The organism is Roseovarius gaetbuli, assembly GCF_900172365.1.
GTDB lineage: Bacteria > Pseudomonadota > Alphaproteobacteria > Rhodobacterales > Rhodobacteraceae > Roseovarius > Roseovarius gaetbuli.
Genome location: NZ_FWFJ01000034.1, coordinates 24,088 through 41,641, shown reverse-complemented (window position 1 = coordinate 41,641; position 17,554 = coordinate 24,088). Strand labels below are relative to the sequence as shown.

At 59.3% G+C, this 17,554-nt stretch carries 15 protein-coding genes and 1 tRNA gene; 15 read left to right on the top strand and 1 reads right to left on the bottom strand.

Annotation, left to right across the window (positions count from 1 at the left end):
• Positions 1-129, top strand: a 129-nt coding sequence (locus tag ROG8370_RS14685; protein WP_503128342.1) for an EF-Tu C-terminal domain-related protein, incomplete at its 5' end; no start/stop codon positions are given.
• 66 nt (positions 130-195) lie between these two features.
• Here ROG8370_RS14685 and ROG8370_RS14680 read toward each other — a convergent pair.
• Positions 196-978: a helix-turn-helix domain-containing protein gene (locus ROG8370_RS14680; protein WP_085827929.1), complete on the bottom strand. Its 783-nt coding sequence runs from the start codon at positions 976-978 to the stop codon at positions 196-198.
• 81 nt (positions 979-1,059) lie between these two features.
• On the opposite strand from ROG8370_RS14680, the gene ROG8370_RS14675 reads away from it, so the two are divergent.
• From ROG8370_RS14675 to rpoC, 14 genes are all read left to right on the top strand, one after another.
• Entirely contained in the window at positions 1,060-1,440 is a 381-nt protein-coding gene (locus ROG8370_RS14675) for an MAPEG family protein (RefSeq protein ID WP_085827928.1), read from the top strand.
• A 327-nt stretch (positions 1,441-1,767) separates the two neighbouring features.
• Positions 1,768-2,628: an HTD2 family dehydratase gene (locus tag ROG8370_RS14670; RefSeq protein WP_085827927.1), complete on the top strand. Its 861-nt coding sequence runs from the start codon at positions 1,768-1,770 to the stop codon at positions 2,626-2,628.
• Entirely contained in the window at positions 2,625-3,323 is a 699-nt protein-coding gene (locus ROG8370_RS14665; RefSeq protein ID WP_085827926.1) for a CoA transferase, read from the top strand. The genes ROG8370_RS14670 and ROG8370_RS14665 overlap by 4 nt, the downstream gene beginning before the upstream one ends.
• 108 nt (positions 3,324-3,431) lie before the next feature.
• Positions 3,432-3,507, top strand: a tRNA-Trp gene (locus ROG8370_RS14660).
• Between the two features lie 159 nt (positions 3,508-3,666).
• Positions 3,667-4,374 carry an FkbM family methyltransferase gene (locus ROG8370_RS14655; RefSeq protein ID WP_085827925.1) on the top strand — a complete coding sequence of 236 codons (708 nt, stop codon included), beginning with the start codon at positions 3,667-3,669 and terminating at the stop codon, positions 4,372-4,374.
• A gap of 212 nt (positions 4,375-4,586) precedes the next feature.
• Positions 4,587-5,213, top strand: a complete 627-nt coding sequence (locus ROG8370_RS14650; protein ID WP_085827924.1) for a hypothetical protein — start codon at positions 4,587-4,589, stop codon at positions 5,211-5,213.
• A 117-nt stretch (positions 5,214-5,330) separates the two neighbouring features.
• Complete coding sequence (secE, locus tag ROG8370_RS14645; protein ID WP_085827923.1) at positions 5,331-5,528, top strand: preprotein translocase subunit SecE; 198 nt, start codon at positions 5,331-5,333, stop codon at positions 5,526-5,528.
• A 191-nt stretch (positions 5,529-5,719) separates the two neighbouring features.
• On the top strand, positions 5,720-6,253 hold the full coding sequence (gene nusG / locus ROG8370_RS14640; RefSeq protein ID WP_073199766.1) for a transcription termination/antitermination protein NusG: 534 nt from the start codon (positions 5,720-5,722) through the stop codon (positions 6,251-6,253).
• A gap of 107 nt (positions 6,254-6,360) precedes the next feature.
• Positions 6,361-6,786, top strand: coding sequence for a 50S ribosomal protein L11 (rplK, locus tag ROG8370_RS14635; protein ID WP_085827922.1), 426 nt, complete (start codon positions 6,361-6,363; stop codon positions 6,784-6,786).
• Position 6,787: 1 nt separating this feature from the next.
• Entirely contained in the window at positions 6,788-7,486 is a 699-nt protein-coding gene (gene rplA, locus ROG8370_RS14630) for a 50S ribosomal protein L1 (RefSeq protein ID WP_085827921.1), read from the top strand.
• 253 nt (positions 7,487-7,739) lie between these two features.
• A complete protein-coding gene (rplJ, locus tag ROG8370_RS14625) occupies positions 7,740-8,258 on the top strand; it encodes a 50S ribosomal protein L10 (protein ID WP_085827920.1) in 519 nt (172 codons plus the stop codon).
• Between the two features lie 75 nt (positions 8,259-8,333).
• Positions 8,334-8,711 carry a 50S ribosomal protein L7/L12 gene (gene rplL, locus ROG8370_RS14620; protein ID WP_073199773.1) on the top strand — a complete coding sequence of 126 codons (378 nt, stop codon included), beginning with the start codon at positions 8,334-8,336 and terminating at the stop codon, positions 8,709-8,711.
• A gap of 239 nt (positions 8,712-8,950) precedes the next feature.
• Positions 8,951-13,087 carry a DNA-directed RNA polymerase subunit beta gene (gene rpoB, locus ROG8370_RS14615; protein WP_085827919.1) on the top strand — a complete coding sequence of 1,379 codons (4,137 nt, stop codon included), beginning with the start codon at positions 8,951-8,953 and terminating at the stop codon, positions 13,085-13,087.
• Between the two features lie 96 nt (positions 13,088-13,183).
• Complete coding sequence (rpoC, locus tag ROG8370_RS14610; RefSeq protein ID WP_085827918.1) at positions 13,184-17,431, top strand: DNA-directed RNA polymerase subunit beta'; 4,248 nt, start codon at positions 13,184-13,186, stop codon at positions 17,429-17,431.
• The last annotated feature ends 123 nt before the right edge of the window (positions 17,432-17,554 follow it).

Genomic DNA, 17,554 nt, shown 5'->3' with positions numbered 1-17,554 from the left:
CCCGGTGACAACCTGAAGTTCACCGTCGAACTGATCGCCCCGATCGCCATGGAAGACGGCCTCCGCTTCGCCATCCGCGAAGGCGGCCGTACCGTCGGCGCCGGCGTCGTCTCCAAAATCATCGAGTGATCTCGCAGAGCGTGGGTTTCACCCACCCTACGCAGTCAGAGAGGGCGCCGGTGATGGCGCCCTTTTTCATTGTAAATCTGCCAGGAAATCCTCGCTGGCATCGTCGAGCGGGACCATGAATTCGATTTCAAGCCCATCGAGGCGCACGTCCTGAAGCGTGGCGAGCTGACCCACGAAGGGCGTCATTCGCAACATCGGGCCGGCCGACGGGCCGATTTCGAGGGCCGTGAACACCGGCGCCTGATGCTGCCCGGTGATCAGAGCGGGGATGTGGTCGAATATCCCCTCCTGCCGCGCCCTGGCAAACGCAGCAGCAATCGCCGGGTCACGCCCGGCCGCGCTTTGCAGGCGGAAATAGAGGCCAAGGCTTGCCTCCTGCCAATTGTGAATGCGCGCCCGGAACGCCGGGGACAGGATCACGGTCAACAGGCTTGGCGCGGCATTCGAGACATCAAAGCCGAAACTGGCGAACAGGCGTGCCGCACGCGGGTTCATCCGAAGAACCGTCCAGTCGCGATCAAGCGCAAAGGCGGGAAAGGGCCAGTTTTGCAGGATTCGCCGCTCGATCATGTCGAGCGCCTCGGTGATCTCGGTCGAAGAGAGCGAGCGTTGCGAATAGGGATTGCGCAGCCCGGACGCCTCGAACAAGGCACTGCGCTGCGCCGCGCTCAGGTTCAGTTCTGAACACAGGCGGCGCAAAAACCCGACCGTGGGCTTTGAGCGGCCGGTTTCCAGAAACGAAAGGTGGCGCTGTGTGCTTGAGAGTTGCGCGGCAAGCGCAAGTTGGCTGATCCCGAGGGTGCGGCGCAGGGTCTTGAGGGCGCTGCCGAAAGAAAGGCCGGATTGCATGGCGAATATTCCTTGCAAGGGAATTGAGAGTATTCCCTTTGGCTTTTACCTCAGGAGACGTCACAGCAAAAGGAATGGAAGATGGTTTTCTGGATACTGGCAGGCCTTGGCGCCTATCTCTTTACGGTCTATTTGCCCGCAATGATCTTGTTCGCGCAGATCGGCATGCGCGCCTACACCGGCCCGCGCGACAGCCTGCCGGAACCCGGTGTGTGGCGCGCGCGGGCCCTCAGGGCGGCCGGTAATTTTCAAGAGCATATGCCGGCGTTTCTTGGCCTTGGTTTTTTGGCGATACTCGTGCCGGGCGCTGATGTGGCGCAGGCGTCTCTTGGAGCCGAGATATTCGTGCTCTCGCGGCTCGTCTATGTGGCGATCTACGTGAGCGGGCTGCCGATGGTGCGCTCGGTTGTGTTTGCGATCGGATTTGTCGGTCTTGTGATGATGGCGCTCTCCTTGATCTAGGCTGACCCATGCTCACGGAACGCCGGTTGGGGCTGCCGGGACGGCGGCCCCATTTTCGTTGAAGGTGCCGCTGTGCGACCCGGCTGACCGCATAATGGGGCAATCTGCCGCGCCTTTCCGTTTCGTGGAAACCCGTTTTCATTCGCAGCACATCGCGACGCCAAGGCCCGTCAAGGCAGCGGGTTTCCCGTGAGAAATCAAGGCCGGGGCGGGGTTTCTGCATTTGCACAGTAGGCATTGCATACATCGGTATTCATCTAAGGTATTGAAATATGGACTTTTTTCTCGCTTCCGGCAGGCTTGTTTGATCACGCAGGGAGGCGAGACATGGACAAGCTTAATGTAGCAGGCTGGGAAGGCCGCACCGAAACGCAGCAAGGCTGTATTTCCCGCGAGCAGGCGGCGCAGATCCATGCCACCCTTGGAGAGCCCCACAGGGCGCCGCCCGAAACGGGCGCGGTCTTGCCGCCGCTCTGGCACTGGTGCGCCTTTGCACCGACTGTGCCGCTGACCGAACTGGCGCGCGATGGTCATCCGATGTTGGGGGATTTCCTGCCTCCGGTGCAGCTTCGGCGCCGCATGTGGGCCAGTGGCAGCCTGCGCTTTGCCACGCCGTTGCGGGTGGGCGAGGTGATCAAGCGTCGCTCGTCTATCCGCCGCGTCACCGAAAAGACAGGCGGCACCGGGCCAATGGTTGTGGTCTCGGTCGGGCATCAGATTTTCGGCGAGCGCGGGCTTGCGGTGGAAGAGGTGCAGGATATCGTTTACCTCGACATCCCCGATACCTTTTGCCCGCCGCGTGCCAAGCCGATGCCGGGCGCGCCGACCCTCGGGGAGCAGAAAACTGCCTCTGAGGCATTGTTGTTTCGCTATTCGGCGCTGACCTTCAACGCGCATCGCATTCACTATGATCTGCCTTATGCGCAGGACGTCGAGCAGTATCCCGGCCTTGTGGTGCATGGCCCGCTTCAGGCCACATGGTTGATGCAGGCGGCGTGCCGGGCGCGCGGCCAGAGACCGAGTTATTTCGATTTTCGCGGCGTGCATCCGATGCTTTTGACCCCTGGCGAAAGCCCCGTGGTCGACATCATGGCAACCGAGGACGAGTGTGGCGCGCTGTCGCTTGTGACCGGGCAGGGCGGGCATCAATGCATGCAGGCCACTGCCCAATGGGAGGGCACGCTATGAGCGGTATTCTCAAGGGGATGCGCGTCGTCGAGGGTTCGGCCTTTGTGGCGGTGCCGTTGGCGGGGATGACATTGGCGCAGATGGGCGCCGAGGTGATCCGCTTTGACCGGATCGGCAAATCGGGCAATGCGCTTTATGGCGCCTATGGGCAGGATTTCACCTGTGCCTGCGGCACGCGCGTGATGGTCATCGGTCTGACGCGGCGGCAGCGGAAGGGGTTGCTCAAGGTCACTGGCACCGGCGCGCAGATGCAGGCGCTGGCCAAGGCAAAGGGGCGCGATTTGAACGATGAGGGCGTGCGGTGGGAGCTGCGCCACGAGATCACCGATATCCTGCGGCCGTGGTTTGCGGCGCGCAGGGTGGCGGATTTCGCGGCGGAATTCGACCGGGGCGGTCTGACGTGGTCGGTGTTTCGCACGGTGCGCGAGGCGCTTGCGCAGGACGCGGACCTGAGCGAGGACAACCCGATGTTTCGCACGCTGACACAACCCGGCCTTGGCCGCTTTGAGTTGCCGGGCCACCCGGCCCGTTTTTCGGCGCATGCCCGGCAAGACCCGCAGGCCGCCCCGGCCCTTGGGGCGCAGACCGAAGAGGTGCTTGGCGATGTTGTCGGGCTGAGTGATACCGAAATCAGCCAGCTTTTCGACCGTGGCGTGGTGCAAAGCCCGCGCTTTTCCGTGCGCCCGGCGGCCTGAGCGGCAACCCGCGTTGCAGGGGCGTGGAAAAATTTCTGATTTAGCGCGGGGAAATAGGCCAACAGCGCTTGATTCCCGTTCAAAGGTGGCTTAACCCGGCGCAGTGATAGGGGTATAGCTCAGTTGGTAGAGCGACGGTCTCCAAAACCGTAGGTCCCGGGTTCGAGTCCCTGTGCCCCTGCCATTTCCACCAGACAACCAAGACCGATCCACCCGCCATGCGGGGGTGGTTCCCCTGTATTTCAGGGGCTTGCCGGGCAAGCGAGCGCCGGGCACAAAGTGGTTGTTGCCTTTGCGTCAAGCTTTTAGGGTCGCGCGGGCAGAATATTAAGGGTTTGAGCGGATGAAGAAATTGTTGAAACGGGCCATTCCCGCATCTCTCAGGCGTCGGGTTCACGAAGGTAAACGAAGCCACATGCGCGCGGCGATGCGCCGGGTGTCGGCGCGTGGCCTTTCGATTGGCACGGTGATTGACGTGGGCGCGTCCGACGGGCGCTGGTCCAAGCAGACAATGGATTACTTTCCGGGGGCCGATTATCTTTTGGTTGAGGCCAACCCGTATCATAAGCCCGCGCTTGAGGTCTTTTGCGCGGCGCATCCCAAGACCCGCTTTGTTTTGGCTGCGGCCAGTGACAAGAGTGGCAGGGTGCGTTTCAACGCCGATGATCCGTTTGGCGGCAAGGCCGACCCCGGCGAGGGGGCGACCGCGATCGAGGTGGACGCGATGCGCCTTGACGATGCAATCGGGCCGGATGCGCGCGGGCCATACCTTTTGAAGCTTGATACCCACGGGTATGAGTTGCCGATTCTCGAAGGCGCGAGCGAGGTGCTTGCCAATGCAGCGTTGGTGAGTATCGAAGTTTACAACTTCAAGATCGCGCCGGAGGCTTTGCTGTTTGACCAGATGGTCGCCTTTATGCGCGACAAGGGCTTTGGCGTTGTCGATATGTCTGATCCGCTCTGGCGGCCCGGTGATCGCTGTTTCTGGCAGATGGATCTGTATTTTCAGCCGCTGACGTGCCCGGAGCTTGGCGATACATCCTATAGCTAACGTCAGAACGGGTCGGTGCCGCGAGGGGCCGCGCCGATCCGGAAAATTTTAACAAAAAAGTGATAAAAATTGTTCTACCCCGGTTCTGCCGCAGCCCTGCCATTTTTTTGCCCCATTCGTGCCGCATCTTCACCTTTAATCGACTCGTGGTCTTTCTGGGGAAAGTACGGTCGGTCCGCGTGGGGGCGTGGGAGAGTGAGAGAGTAGTTGCTATGACAGCGCAATCGCCGCGCGGCGTTAACCCGCAATCGTATTTACCGCATGTTGAATCCGAACTTGAAGGCCATGCGCCTGCTGATGCTTCGTCTACGGATGAGGCGGTCGAAAATGCCATGGCGACGATCCGCGACATCCTGACTGAAGAACGCCGCACCACAAGCCGCCGGAGCCTGCCTGATCTGGCACCTGGGGCCTTGGCCTCGCATCTTGTGGCGCGCCCGAAACGTGGCCCCCAAAAAGCCAAAAAGGCGGCGGGGAAATTAACCAAGACTTTCAAGCTTGGTGGGATGTTCAAGTCCGGCGATCCGATGGCCCGACTCAAGGCGACACGGATCAAGCCGCGCCATGCCCTCTGGGTCTTGCCCTTTGGCGTGGTGATGGTTTGGCCGACGTTTGTGCTGGCAACACTCTTTGTCGGGTTTTGGCTGGTGGTGCTTGGCGCCGCAGTCTTTGGGATCGAGGGGATGAAAGACCTGCGTGCCAAGGCGCTTGCGGTGCTTCCTGATTCCTGGGCGATGCCGCGTGACTGGCCGCCGCTGACCCTGCGCCGCGAGGTCGAGCCGGACCCGTTCGAGCACCGCCCTGACCCGTTCGAGCGGATCAGCCTCGAACCGCAGTAGGCCCTCATCTTGCAGACCTGTGCAAAGGGCAGGGGGGCAATGGCCCTTCTGCCCTTGAATTCATGCGCCAGCCCGCGTATGTCGCGCCTAACAGGTATATCAGAGAAGACAGCGCAGATGGCACGCACGAATCCGCTTCAGTTTATTCAGCAGGTCCGCTCGGAAGTGACCAAGGTGGTTTGGCCCACCCGCCGAGAGGTCGTGTTGACCACGGTCATGGTGTTTATCATGGCAACGCTCACGGCGATCTTTTTTGCGCTGGTTGATCTGACCATCCGTGGTGGTCTGCAGGCCGTGCTGAACATGTTTGGCTAGGTCGGCATAAAATCGCGGACGGACCCTTGAAATTACGGACAATCAAAGGTAGTTGACGGCACACTTCTGGAGATGGCGCGCGGCGATTCGGGTTGCGCGCCGATTTTTGTTCCGGAAAGTGCAGGTCAAGCGCCTGAAAGAATACGGACTTCCGGCGAAATGCCGGTCAGAATAAAAGGCATAGGTCGAAGATGGCAAAGCGGTGGTACTCGGTCAGTGTTCTTTCGAATTTCGAAAAGAAGATCGCCGAGCAGATCAGACTATCTGTCATCGAGAATGGTCTTGAGGATGAGATCGAAGAAGTTCTTGTGCCCACCGAAGAGGTGATCGAGATCCGCCGTGGCAAGAAAGTGACCGCCGAGCGTCGCTTTATGCCGGGTTACGTTCTTGTGCGCATGGAAATGTCTGACCGCGGCTATCACCTGATCAACTCGATCAACCGCGTGACCGGTTTCCTTGGCCCGCAGGGGCGCCCGATGCCGATGCGCGATGCCGAGGTGAACGCGATCCTCAACCGCGTGCAAGAGGGCGAAGACAGCCCGCGCACCCTGATCCACTTTGAGATCGGCGAGAAGGTCAAGGTCAACGACGGCCCGTTCGAGGACTTCGACGGCATGGTCGAGGAAGTCGATGAAGACAACCAGCGCCTCAAGGTGTCGGTGTCGATCTTTGGCCGGGAAACCCCGGTCGAACTGGAATTCACACAGGTCACGAAACAGTCCTGATCTTGTGAGACGTGGGAGGCGAGGGTGCCGCGGCATCCGGACCAGACCACACAACGAAGAACCCGAGGGGCGCGCCCTGACGGTGTTGGAAACAAAGGAGAGGCCAGATGGCCAAGAAACTCGTTGGTAAGATGAAGCTGCAGGTGAAAGCCGGGCAAGCTAACCCCAGCCCGCCCGTGGGCCCCGCGCTCGGTCAGCGCGGCATCAACATCATGGAATTCTGCAAGGCGTTCAACGCCAAGACCGCAGACCTTGAGCCCGGTGCCCCCTGTCCGACAGTGATTTCCTACTATCAGGACAAATCGTTCGAGATGGACATCAAGACGCCGCCCGCGTCCTACTATCTGAAAAAAGCTGCCAAGCTGCCTTCGGGGTCCAAAACCCCCGGCCGCACCACAGCTGGTTATGTCTCGACCAAGCAGGTCAAGGAAATCGCTGAAGCGAAGTGGAAAGACCTGAACGCAAACGACGTCGAAGCGGCGATGAAAATCATCCTCGGCTCTGCACGTTCCATGGGCATCGAGGTGAAGTAAGATGGCAAAACTTGGAAAACGTACCCGCGCCGTTCGTGAAGCTTTCGCTGGCCAGGAAAACCTGAGCGTTGAAGACGCCATCGCTCTTGTCAAAGGCAATGCCACTGCGAAATTCGACGAAACTGTTGAGATTTCGATGAACCTTGGTGTTGATCCGCGTCACGCTGACCAGATGGTTCGCGGTGTTGTCGGTCTACCCAATGGCACCGGCAAAGACGTTCGCGTCGCCGTGTTCGCCCGTGGCCCCAAGGCCGAAGAGGCGCAGGCCGCCGGTGCCGACATCGTTGGCGCAGAAGACCTGATGGAAATCGTGCAAAGCGGCAAGATCGACTTTGACCGCTGCATCGCCACCCCCGACATGATGCCCGTCGTCGGTCGTCTTGGTAAGGTGCTTGGTCCGCGCAACCTGATGCCGAACCCCAAAGTGGGCACGGTCACCATGGATGTGGCGCAGGCCGTCAAGAACGCCAAAGGCGGCGAAGTGCAGTTCAAGGCCGAAAAAGCCGGTGTTGTGCATGCCGGTATTGGCAAGGCCTCGTTTGACGCAGGCAAGCTTGCCGAGAACGTCCGCGCGTTTGTTGTCGCCGTGCAAAAGGCCCGTCCGGCCGGCGCCAAAGGCACCTATGTGAAGAAGATCTCGATTTCTTCGACCATGGGCGCCGGTGTGTCGATCGACGTTACCAGCGCGGTTGTCGAATAAGAATTTGCACCCGGGTCACTGATCCGGGGGCGAATGGCAGGGCCTTACCTTGGCCCTGTCCTGTCCGAGACGGAGGGTTGCCGCAGCCGCGGTTCATAATTCCTTCCTGAGATGGGGAACGAGATAAGATTTCAAACGAGGGCAGCCGCCTTCGGGTGATTTTGGCCTCGGGACCCTGAAATTGGACCCGAACGCTGCCCCTCGGGGTGGCAAAAATGAGCCGGGGGGAGACCCCCAAATTTGGAGTGAAACTGTGGATAGAGCCCAGAAAGAGAAAGTGGTCGAGGAACTCGGCCAGATCTTTGAAAGCTCTGGCGTTGTAGTGGTTGCCCACTACACGGGTCTTACAGTTGCCGAAATGCAGGATCTGCGTGCCCGCGCCCGTGCGGCAGAGGCATCAGTTCGTGTAGCCAAGAACAGGCTCGCCAAAATCGCCCTTGAGGGCAAGCCGTGCGAAAGCATTGCTGATTACCTCTCGGGTATGACCGTTCTTACCTATTCCGAGGACCCCGTGGCAGCAGCCAAGGTGGCCGAGGACTTCGCCAAAGATAACAAAAAGTTTGAGATCCTTGGCGGGGCAATGGGCGAGACCGCTCTGGACCGTGCTGGTGTTGAAGCCACGTCGAAACTGCCGTCGCGCGATGAACTTATCGCGACAATCGTTGGCATGATCGGCGCACCTGCTTCGAACATCGCGGGGGCCATTGGCGCACCTGCTTCGAATATCGCGGGCATTCTTTCGACCATCGAAGAGAAGGCCGAAGCCGCGTAAGGTAACTGTATTATCCGCGTAGGGGGTTGATTACCCAACGTTGGAACACATCTAGAAAAACGGAAAGAGTCACAAATGGCTGATCTGAAAAAACTTGCAGAAGAGATCGTTGGTCTGACGCTTCTCGAAGCACAAGAACTGAAAACCATCCTCAAAGACGAGTATGGCATCGAGCCCGCCGCCGGTGGCGCGGTCATGATGGCTGGCCCGGCTGGCGACGCTGGTGCTGCTGCTGAAGAGCAAACCGAATTTGACGTGATCCTGAAATCGGCCGGTGCGTCGAAGATCAACGTCATCAAAGAGGTTCGCGCGATCACTGGTCTTGGTCTGAAAGAAGCCAAAGATCTGGTGGAAGCAGGCGGCAAAGCCGTGAAAGAGCAAGTCTCGAAAGACGAAGCAGAAGAGATCAAGGGCAAGCTGGAAGCAGCTGGCGCCGAAGTCGAACTGAAGTAATCTTCGCCGGGGCAACCCGGAGCGTTATAAAGGCTGGGTCCGGGTTTCCGGGCCCGGCCAAACCTGTCTCAGAGAGGCCCTGCGATGCTCGGGGCTTTTCTAAGGCACGGTTTATATGATCGGGAGGCCGTATTTGGGACGATGGCCGTGAATGGATCAAACCAGGCCCTCTCGTATGGCCGCGGCGCTGGAGCCCGACAGCGCGCGCGACCGGTGAGAAATGAAAGGTGACTTCGACCATGGCTCAGACCTACCTCGGCCAGAAACGTTTGCGCAAATATTACGGCAAGATCCGTGAAGTGCTTGAAATGCCGAACCTCATTGAGGTTCAGAAATCCTCGTATGATCTGTTTTTGAAATCAGGCGATGAGCCCCAGCCGATGGACGGCGAGGGGATTAAAGGCGTTTTCCAATCGGTATTCCCGATCAAGGACTTCAACGAAACCAGCGTGCTGGAATTCGTAAGCTACGATCTTGAAAAGCCGAAATATGACGTTGAGGAATGCATGCAGCGTGACATGACCTACAGCGCCCCGCTGAAGGTCAAGCTGCGGCTGATCGTGTTTGATGTCGACGAAGATACCGGCGCGAAATCCGTCAAGGATATCAAGGAACAAGACGTATTCATGGGCGATATGCCCCTGATGACGCCGAACGGCACCTTTGTCGTGAACGGCACCGAGCGCGTGATCGTCTCCCAGATGCACCGCAGCCCGGGCGTGTTCTTTGACCATGACAAGGGCAAGACCCATTCGTCGGGCAAATTGCTCTTCACCTGCCGGATCATCCCCTATCGCGGCTCCTGGCTCGACTTTGAATTCGACGCCAAGGATATCGTCTTTTCGCGCATCGACCGTCGCCGCAAACTGCCGGTGACGACGCTTCTTTACGCGCTTGGTCTCGACCAAGAGGCGATCATGGATGCGTATTACGATACGGTTAATTTCAAGCTGAAGAAGAAAACGGGCTGGGTCACCAAGTTCTTCCCCGAGCGCGTGCGCGGCACCCGTCCGACCTATGATCTTGTCGATGCCAAGACCGGTGAAGTGATCGCCGAGGCGAACAAGAAAATCACCCCGCGCGCGGTCAAGAAACTGATCGACGAAGGCAATGTGACCGATCTTTTGGTGCCGTTTGACCATATCGTCGGCAAGTTCGTGGCGCGTGACATCATCAACGAAGAAACCGGCGCGATCTATGTCGAGGCGGGCGACGAGCTGACGCTTGAGTTCGACAAAGAAGGCAACGTGACCGGCGGCAGCCTGCAAGAGCTGCTGGATGCGGGCGTGACCGATATCCCGGTGCTGGATATCGACAACATCAACGTTGGCCCCTACATCCGCAACACCATGGCGGCGGACAAGAACATGAACCGCGGCAGCGCGCTCATGGATATCTATCGCGTGATGCGTCCGGGCGAGCCGCCCACCGAAGAGGCATCGGCGGCGCTTTTCGAGACGCTGTTCTTTGACTCCGAGCGCTATGACCTTTCGGCCGTTGGTCGCGTCAAGATGAACATGCGTCTTGCCCTCGACAAGCCCGACACACAGCGCACGCTGGACCGCGACGATATCGTGGCCTGCATCAAGGCGCTGGTCGAACTGCGCGACGGGCGCGGCGACATCGACGACATCGACCACCTTGGCAACCGCCGGGTGCGCTCGGTTGGCGAATTGATGGAGAACCAGTATCGCGTCGGCCTTCTGCGGATGGAACGCGCGATCAAGGAGCGGATGTCGTCGGTCGAGATCGACACGGTGATGCCGCAGGATCTTATCAACGCCAAGCCGGCCGCGGCCGCAGTGCGTGAATTCTTCGGCTCTTCGCAGCTGTCGCAGTTCATGGACCAGACCAACCCGCTTTCGGAAGTCACCCACAAACGCCGTCTTTCGGCGCTTGGGCCGGGTGGTCTTACACGCGAACGCGCGGGCTTTGAGGTGCGCGACGTGCACCCGACCCACTATGGCCGGATGTGTCCGATTGAAACGCCGGAAGGCCCGAACATCGGTCTGATCAACAGCCTCGCCACCTTTGCGCGGGTCAACAAATACGGCTTTATCGAAACGCCTTATCGCAAGGTGGTTGACGGTCAGGTGACGGATGACGTGCAATACATGTCCGCCACCGAGGAAATGCGTCACACCGTGGCGCAGGCCAACGCAAACCTCGACGCCGACGGCAAGTTCGTCAACGATCTGGTCAGCACGCGTCAATCGGGCGAATACATGCTCGCGCCGCGCGAAAGCGTTGATCTTATCGACGTTAGCCCGAAACAGCTGGTCTCGGTTGCCGCCTCGCTTATTCCGTTCCTGGAAAACGACGACGCCAACCGCGCCTTGATGGGCTCGAACATGCAACGTCAGGCGGTTCCGACCCTGCGTGCCGAGGCCCCGCTTGTGGGCACCGGTATCGAAGGTGTCGTGGCGCGCGATTCAGGCGCGGCCATCATGGCGCGTCGCGGCGGTGTCATCGACCAGGTCGATGCACAGCGGATCGTGATCCGGGCGACCTCTGATCTTGAGATCGGGGATCCGGGCGTTGATATCTACCGGATGCGCAAATTCCAGCGCTCGAACCAGAACTCCTGTATCAACCAGCAACCGCTGGTGAAGGTGGGCGATCTGGTGACCAAGGGCGAAGTGATCGCCGATGGTCCCTGCACCGATATGGGCGAGCTGGCGCTTGGCAAGAACGTGATCACGGCCTTCATGCCGTGGAACGGTTACAACTACGAAGACTCGATCCTGATCTCGGAACGCATCGTGCGCGATGACGTGTTCACCTCGATCCATATCGAAGAATTCGAAGTGGCCGCACGTGACACCAAGCTTGGGCCGGAAGAAATCACCCGCGACATTCCCAATGTCGGTGAAGAAGCGCTGCGCAACCTCGACGAGGCCGGCATCGTTTACATCGGCGCCGATGTGGAGCCGGGCGATATCCTTGTGGGCAAGATCACCCCCAAGGGCGAAAGCCCGATGACACCGGAAGAAAAGCTGCTGCGGGCGATCTTTGGCGAAAAGGCCTCGGACGTGCGCGACACAAGCCTTCGGGTCAAACCGGGCGATTTCGGCACGGTCGTCGAAGTGCGCGTCTTTAACCGCCATGGTGTGGAAAAAGACGAACGCGCGCTTCAGATCGAGCGTGAAGAAGTCGAACGTCTGGCGCGTGACCGCGATGACGAGCTGGCGATCCTGGATCGCAACATCTATGCCCGTCTCAAGACGCTTGTGCTTGGCAAGGTTGCCGTCAAAGGCCCCAAGGGCGTCAAGGCGAACTCGGAGATCACCGAGGATCTTCTGGCGACGCTGACCAAAGGTCAGTGGTGGCAGCTGGCGCTGAAAGACGAGGGCGATGCCCAGATCGTCGAGGCGCTGCACGAACAGTACGAGGCGCAAAAGCGCACGCTGGACGCGCGGTTCGAGGACAAGGTCGAGAAAGTGCGCCGGGGCGACGATCTTCCGCCGGGTGTGATGAAAATGGTCAAAGTCTTCATCGCCGTGAAGCGCAAGCTTCAGCCGGGCGACAAGATGGCCGGTCGGCACGGCAACAAGGGTGTTGTGTCCAAGGTGATCCCGATCGAGGACATGCCCTTCCTTGCCGATGGGACCACGGTTGATATCTGTCTTAACCCGCTCGGCGTTCCCAGCCGGATGAACGTTGGTCAGATCCTCGAGTGTCACATGGGCTGGGCGGCACGTTCGCTTGGTATCAAGATCGATGAATCGCTTCAGGAATATCGCCGTTCCGGCGACATGACTCCGGTGCGCGAAGCGATGCGTATTGCCTATGGCGACGATGTCTATGAAGAAGGCATCGCCGACATGGACGAAAAGACCCTGGTCGATGCGGCCGGTACCGTGACACGCGGTGTGCCGATTGCAACGCCGGTGTTTGACGGCGCCAAAGAGCATGACGTGAACGATGCGCTGAAACGCGCGGGCTTTGACGAAAGTGGTCAGTCAGTGTTGTTTGACGGCCGATCGGGCGAGCAGTTCGCGCGTCCGGTGACCGTGGGCATCAAGTATCTGCTCAAGCTGCATCACTTGGTCGATGACAAGATCCACGCGCGTTCGACCGGGCCCTACAGCCTTGTCACCCAACAGCCGTTGGGCGGTAAAGCGCAGTTCGGTGGCCAGCGTTTCGGGGAAATGGAGGTCTGGGCTCTGGAAGCTTATGGCGCTGCTTATACCCTGCAGGAAATGCTGACTGTGAAGTCAGACGACGTGGCAGGCCGTACCAAGGTCTATGAGAGCATCGTCAAGGGCGAGGACAATTTCGAGGCCGGTATTCCGGAATCGTTCAACGTTCTCGTCAAAGAGGTCCGGGGCCTTGGCCTCAACATGGAACTCCTGGATGCGGAGGACGAAGAGTAAGGGCAAAATTTTCTGAGAAAATTTTGAAGCCAAGATTTTTCGGCGAAAAATCTTGGCGCCCCCTCACGGCCTCTGCCCGAATTCAAGGATTTGAAAATGAACCAGGAACTGACAAACAACCCGTTCAACCCGGTGGCCCCCACCAAGGTGTTCGATGAAATCAAGGTCAGCCTTGCCAGCCCCGAGCGTATTCTGAGCTGGTCATACGGCGAGATCAAAAAGCCGGAAACCATCAACTATCGGACGTTCAAGCCCGAGCGCGATGGTCTGTTTTGTGCGCGTATCTTTGGCCCGATCAAGGATTACGAATGCCTCTGCGGCAAATACAAGCGGATGAAGTATCGCGGCGTTGTTTGCGAGAAATGCGGCGTTGAAGTCACCCTTCAAAAGGTCCGCCGCGAGCGTATGGGCCACATCGAGCTGGCCGCGCCCTGCGCCCACATCTGGTTTCTGAAGTCGCTGCCGTCACGCATCGGTCTCATGCTGGACATGACCCTGCGCGATCTTGAGCGTGTGCTTTACTTTGAAAACTATGTCGTCATCGAGCCTGGCCTGACCGACCTCACCTATGGTCAGATGCTGAGCGAAGAAGAGTTCATGGATGCTCAGGATGCCTATGGCATGGATGCTTTCACCGCCAATATCGGCGCTGAGGCGATCCGCGAAATGCTTCAGAACATCGATCTTGAGGCCGAGGCTGAGCGTCTGCGCGCGGACCTCAAGGAGGCCACTGGCGAGCTCAAGCCGAAGAAGATCATCAAGCGTCTGAAAGTCGTGGAATCCTTCCTTGATTCCGGCAACCGTCCGGAATGGATGGTGATGACGGTCATTCCGGTCATCCCGCCAGAGCTTCGCCCGTTGGTGCCGCTGGATGGGGGCCGTTTTGCCACCTCTGACCTTAACGACCTTTATCGTCGCGTGATCAACCGCAACAACCGCCTCAAGCGGCTTATCGAGCTGCGTGCGCCCGATATCATCGTGCGCAACGAAAAGCGGATGTTGCAGGAATCGGTCGATGCGCTGTTTGATAACGGTCGTCGTGGCCGCGTGATCACCGGCGCCAACAAGCGCCCGCTGAAATCGCTGTCGGACATGCTCAAGGGCAAGCAGGGCCGTTTCCGCCAGAACCTTTTGGGCAAGCGTGTCGACTTTTCCGGTCGTTCGGTCATTGTGACCGGTCCCGAGCTCAAGCTGCATCAATGCGGCCTGCCCAAGAAGATGGCGCTCGAACTGTTCAAGCCGTTCATCTATTCGCGTCTTGAGGCCAAGGGCCTCAGCTCGACCGTGAAGCAGGCGAAAAAGCTGGTTGAAAAGGAACGTCCCGAGGTTTGGGATATTCTGGATGAGGTGATCCGCGAACATCCCGTGATGCTGAACCGGGCGCCGACCCTGCACCGTCTTGGCATTCAGGCGTTCGAGCCGGTCTTGATCGAGGGCAAGGCGATCCAGCTTCACCCGCTGGTCTGTGCCGCCTTCAACGCCGACTTTGACGGTGACCAGATGGCTGTTCACGTGCCGCTCTCGCTGGAAGCCCAGCTTGAAGCGCGCGTCTTGATGATGTCGACCAACAACGTTCTGTCGCCCGCAAACGGCGCGCCGATCATCGTTCCGTCGCAGGACATGATCCTTGGCCTCTATTATGTCACGCTGATGCGCGAAGGCATGAAGGGCGAGGGCATGGTGTTCTCGTCGATCGAAGAGGTTCAGCATGCGCTGGATTCCGGCGAGGTGCATCTGCACTCGCGCGTTACCGCACGGGTGCCGCAGATTGATGCCGAGGGCAACGAGGTGATCATCCGCGTGGAAACCACGCCGGGCCGGGTCCGTCTTGGGGCGCTTTTGCCGCAAAACGCCAAGGCACCGTTCAGCCTTGTGAACCGTCTGTTGCGCAAGAAAGAAGTGCAGCAGGTCATCGACACCGTCTATCGCTATTGCGGTCAGAAAGAGAGCGTCATCTTCTGTGACCAGATCATGACACTCGGCTTCCGCGAGGCCTTCAAGGCAGGGATTTCCTTCGGCAAGGACGACATGGTGATCCCCGATACCAAATGGACCATCGTCGAGGAAACCCGTGGTCAGGTGAAGGGTTTCGAGCAACAGTACATGGACGGTCTGATCACTCAGGGCGAAAAGTACAACAAGGTCGTGGATGCCTGGTCGAAGTGTAACGATCAGGTCACCGATGCGATGATGGGCACCATCTCGGCCGAGCGTAAAGACGAAAACGGCGCCGTGATGGAGCCGAACTCGGTCTACATGATGGCCCACTCCGGCGCGCGTGGCTCGGTCACCCAGATGAAACAGCTGGGCGGGATGCGCGGCCTGATGGCCAAGCCGAACGGCGACATCATCGAGACACCGATCATCTCGAACTTTAAGGAAGGTCTGACCGTTCTTGAATACTTCAACTCGACCCACGGCGCCCGGAAAGGTCTGTCTGATACGGCTCTGAAAACGGCCAACTCGGGCTACCTGACACGTCGTCTTGTGGACGTCGCGCAAGACTGTATCGTGCGTCAGCATGATTGCGGAACCGAGCGTGCGGTGACGGTTGAAGCGGCTGTCAATGACGGTGAGATCGTGGCCTCGCTGGCCGAACGTGTTCTGGGCCGTGTCGTGGCCGAGGATATCGTTAATCCGGTCAGCGATGCGGTTCTGATCGCCACCGGTCAGCTTATCGACGAACGTATGGCCGATATGCTTGAAGAGGCCGCGGTGCAAACCGTGCGTCTGCGCTCGCCGCTGACCTGTGAGGCCGAGGATGGCGTTTGCGCCATGTGCTATGGTCGTGACCTTGCGCGCGGTACGATGGTCAACATCGGCGAGGCCGTGGGCATCATCGCGGCACAGTCGATCGGCGAACCGGGCACACAGCTTACGATGCGGACGTTCCACATCGGCGGCGTTGCACAGGGTGGCCAACAGTCGTTCCTTGAAGCGAGCCAAGAGGGCACGATCACCTATGATCAGCCTCAGACGCTGGTCAATTCCAACGGTGAAACCCTCGTGATGGGCCGGAACATGAAGTTGCGGATCATCGGCGACAAGGGCGTTGAACTTGCCAGCCACAAGGTCGGCTACGGCACGCGTCTGTTCGTTGAAGAGGGCGGCAAGGTTGTGCGCGGTCAGAAACTGTTCGAATGGGATCCCTATACCCTGCCGATCCTGGCCGAGAAATCCGGTACTGCGAAATTCGTCGACCTCGTCAGCGGCGTTGCCGTGCGTGACGTGACCGATGATGCCACCGGCATGACCCAGAAGATCGTGACCGACTGGCGCGCGGCCCCCAAGGGCAACGAGCTTAAGCCCGAGGTGTTCATCGTGGGCGCCGATGGCGAGCCGATGCGCAACGATGCGGGCAACCCGGTGACCTATCCGATGTCGGTCGATGCCATTCTCGCGGTCGAAGAAGGCCAGGAGGTGCATGCCGGTGACGTGATCGCGCGGATCCCGCGCGAAGGTGGCAAGACCAAGGACATTACCGGTGGTCTGCCGCGTGTGGCCGAACTCTTTGAGGCACGTCGCCCCAAGGATCACGCCATCATCGCGGAAATCGACGGCTATGTTCGCTATGGTCGCGACTACAAGAACAAGCGTCGCATCACCATCGAGCCGGCCGACGAGACGCTGGAGCCCGTTGAATACATGGTGCCCAAGGGCAAGCACATTCCGGTTCAGGAAGGTGATTTTGTCCAGAAGGGTGATTACATCATGGACGGCAACCCCGCGCCGCATGACATCCTCGGGATCATGGGTGTCGAGGCGCTGGCGAACTATATGATTGACGAGGTGCAAGAGGTCTATCGTCTGCAAGGCGTGAAGATCAACGACAAGCACATCGAAGTCATCGTGCGCCAGATGTTGCAGAAGTGGGAAATCCAGGACAGCGGCGATACCACGCTTCTCAAGGGCGAGCATGTCGACAAGGCCGAGTTTGACGAAGCCAACGACAAGGCGATCTCGAAGGGCGGGCGCCCGGCACAGGGCGAGCCGATCCTTCTCGGGATCACCAAGGCCAGCCTGCAAACCCGCAGCTTTATCTCGGCGGCGTCGTTCCAGGAAACCACCCGCGTGCTGACCGAGGCATCGGTTCAGGGCAAGCGCGACAAGCTGGTCGGTCTCAAGGAGAACGTCATCGTGGGTCGCCTTATCCCGGCGGGCACCGGTGGCGCCACCCAAGAGATGCGCCGCATCGCAACCGCGCGTGACAGCGTCGTGATCGAGGCCCGTCAGGAAGAGGCCGCCGCTGCGGCCGCTCTTGCCGCGCCTGTGGTCGAGGATGATGTTGTGGGCGGGGACGAGTTCGACAATCTGGTGGACACACCGGAGAGCCGCGACGAGTAAGCGCGACGCATGGAAACAGAAAAGGGGCCCTGCCAGGTGATGGCGGGGCCCTTTTTTATTGTGGCGTGTGTAGGCAAAGTTGGAGTTTGAGTATTTTTGCCAAGAAGAAGCCCATGGCCCGTG

What these genes read in the sequence shown, in the direction of transcription:
- ROG8370_RS14680 (WP_085827929.1), bottom strand. Translation starts at nt 978, where the DNA reads ATGCAATCCGGCCTTTCTTTCGGCAGCGCCCTCAAGACCCTGCGCCGC.
- ROG8370_RS14675 (WP_085827928.1), top strand. Translation starts at nt 1,060, where the DNA reads ATGGTTTTCTGGATACTGGCAGGCCTTGGCGCCTATCTCTTTACGGTC.
- ROG8370_RS14670 (WP_085827927.1), top strand. Translation starts at nt 1,768, where the DNA reads ATGGACAAGCTTAATGTAGCAGGCTGGGAAGGCCGCACCGAAACGCAG.
- ROG8370_RS14665 (WP_085827926.1), top strand. Translation starts at nt 2,625, where the DNA reads ATGAGCGGTATTCTCAAGGGGATGCGCGTCGTCGAGGGTTCGGCCTTT.
- ROG8370_RS14655 (WP_085827925.1), top strand. Translation starts at nt 3,667, where the DNA reads ATGAAGAAATTGTTGAAACGGGCCATTCCCGCATCTCTCAGGCGTCGG.
- ROG8370_RS14650 (WP_085827924.1), top strand. Translation starts at nt 4,587, where the DNA reads ATGACAGCGCAATCGCCGCGCGGCGTTAACCCGCAATCGTATTTACCG.
- secE (WP_085827923.1), top strand. Translation starts at nt 5,331, where the DNA reads ATGGCACGCACGAATCCGCTTCAGTTTATTCAGCAGGTCCGCTCGGAA.
- nusG (WP_073199766.1), top strand. Translation starts at nt 5,720, where the DNA reads ATGGCAAAGCGGTGGTACTCGGTCAGTGTTCTTTCGAATTTCGAAAAG.
- rplK (WP_085827922.1), top strand. Translation starts at nt 6,361, where the DNA reads ATGGCCAAGAAACTCGTTGGTAAGATGAAGCTGCAGGTGAAAGCCGGG.
- rplA (WP_085827921.1), top strand. Translation starts at nt 6,788, where the DNA reads ATGGCAAAACTTGGAAAACGTACCCGCGCCGTTCGTGAAGCTTTCGCT.
- rplL (WP_073199773.1), top strand. Translation starts at nt 8,334, where the DNA reads ATGGCTGATCTGAAAAAACTTGCAGAAGAGATCGTTGGTCTGACGCTT.
- rpoB (WP_085827919.1), top strand. Translation starts at nt 8,951, where the DNA reads ATGGCTCAGACCTACCTCGGCCAGAAACGTTTGCGCAAATATTACGGC.
- rpoC (WP_085827918.1), top strand. Translation starts at nt 13,184, where the DNA reads ATGAACCAGGAACTGACAAACAACCCGTTCAACCCGGTGGCCCCCACC.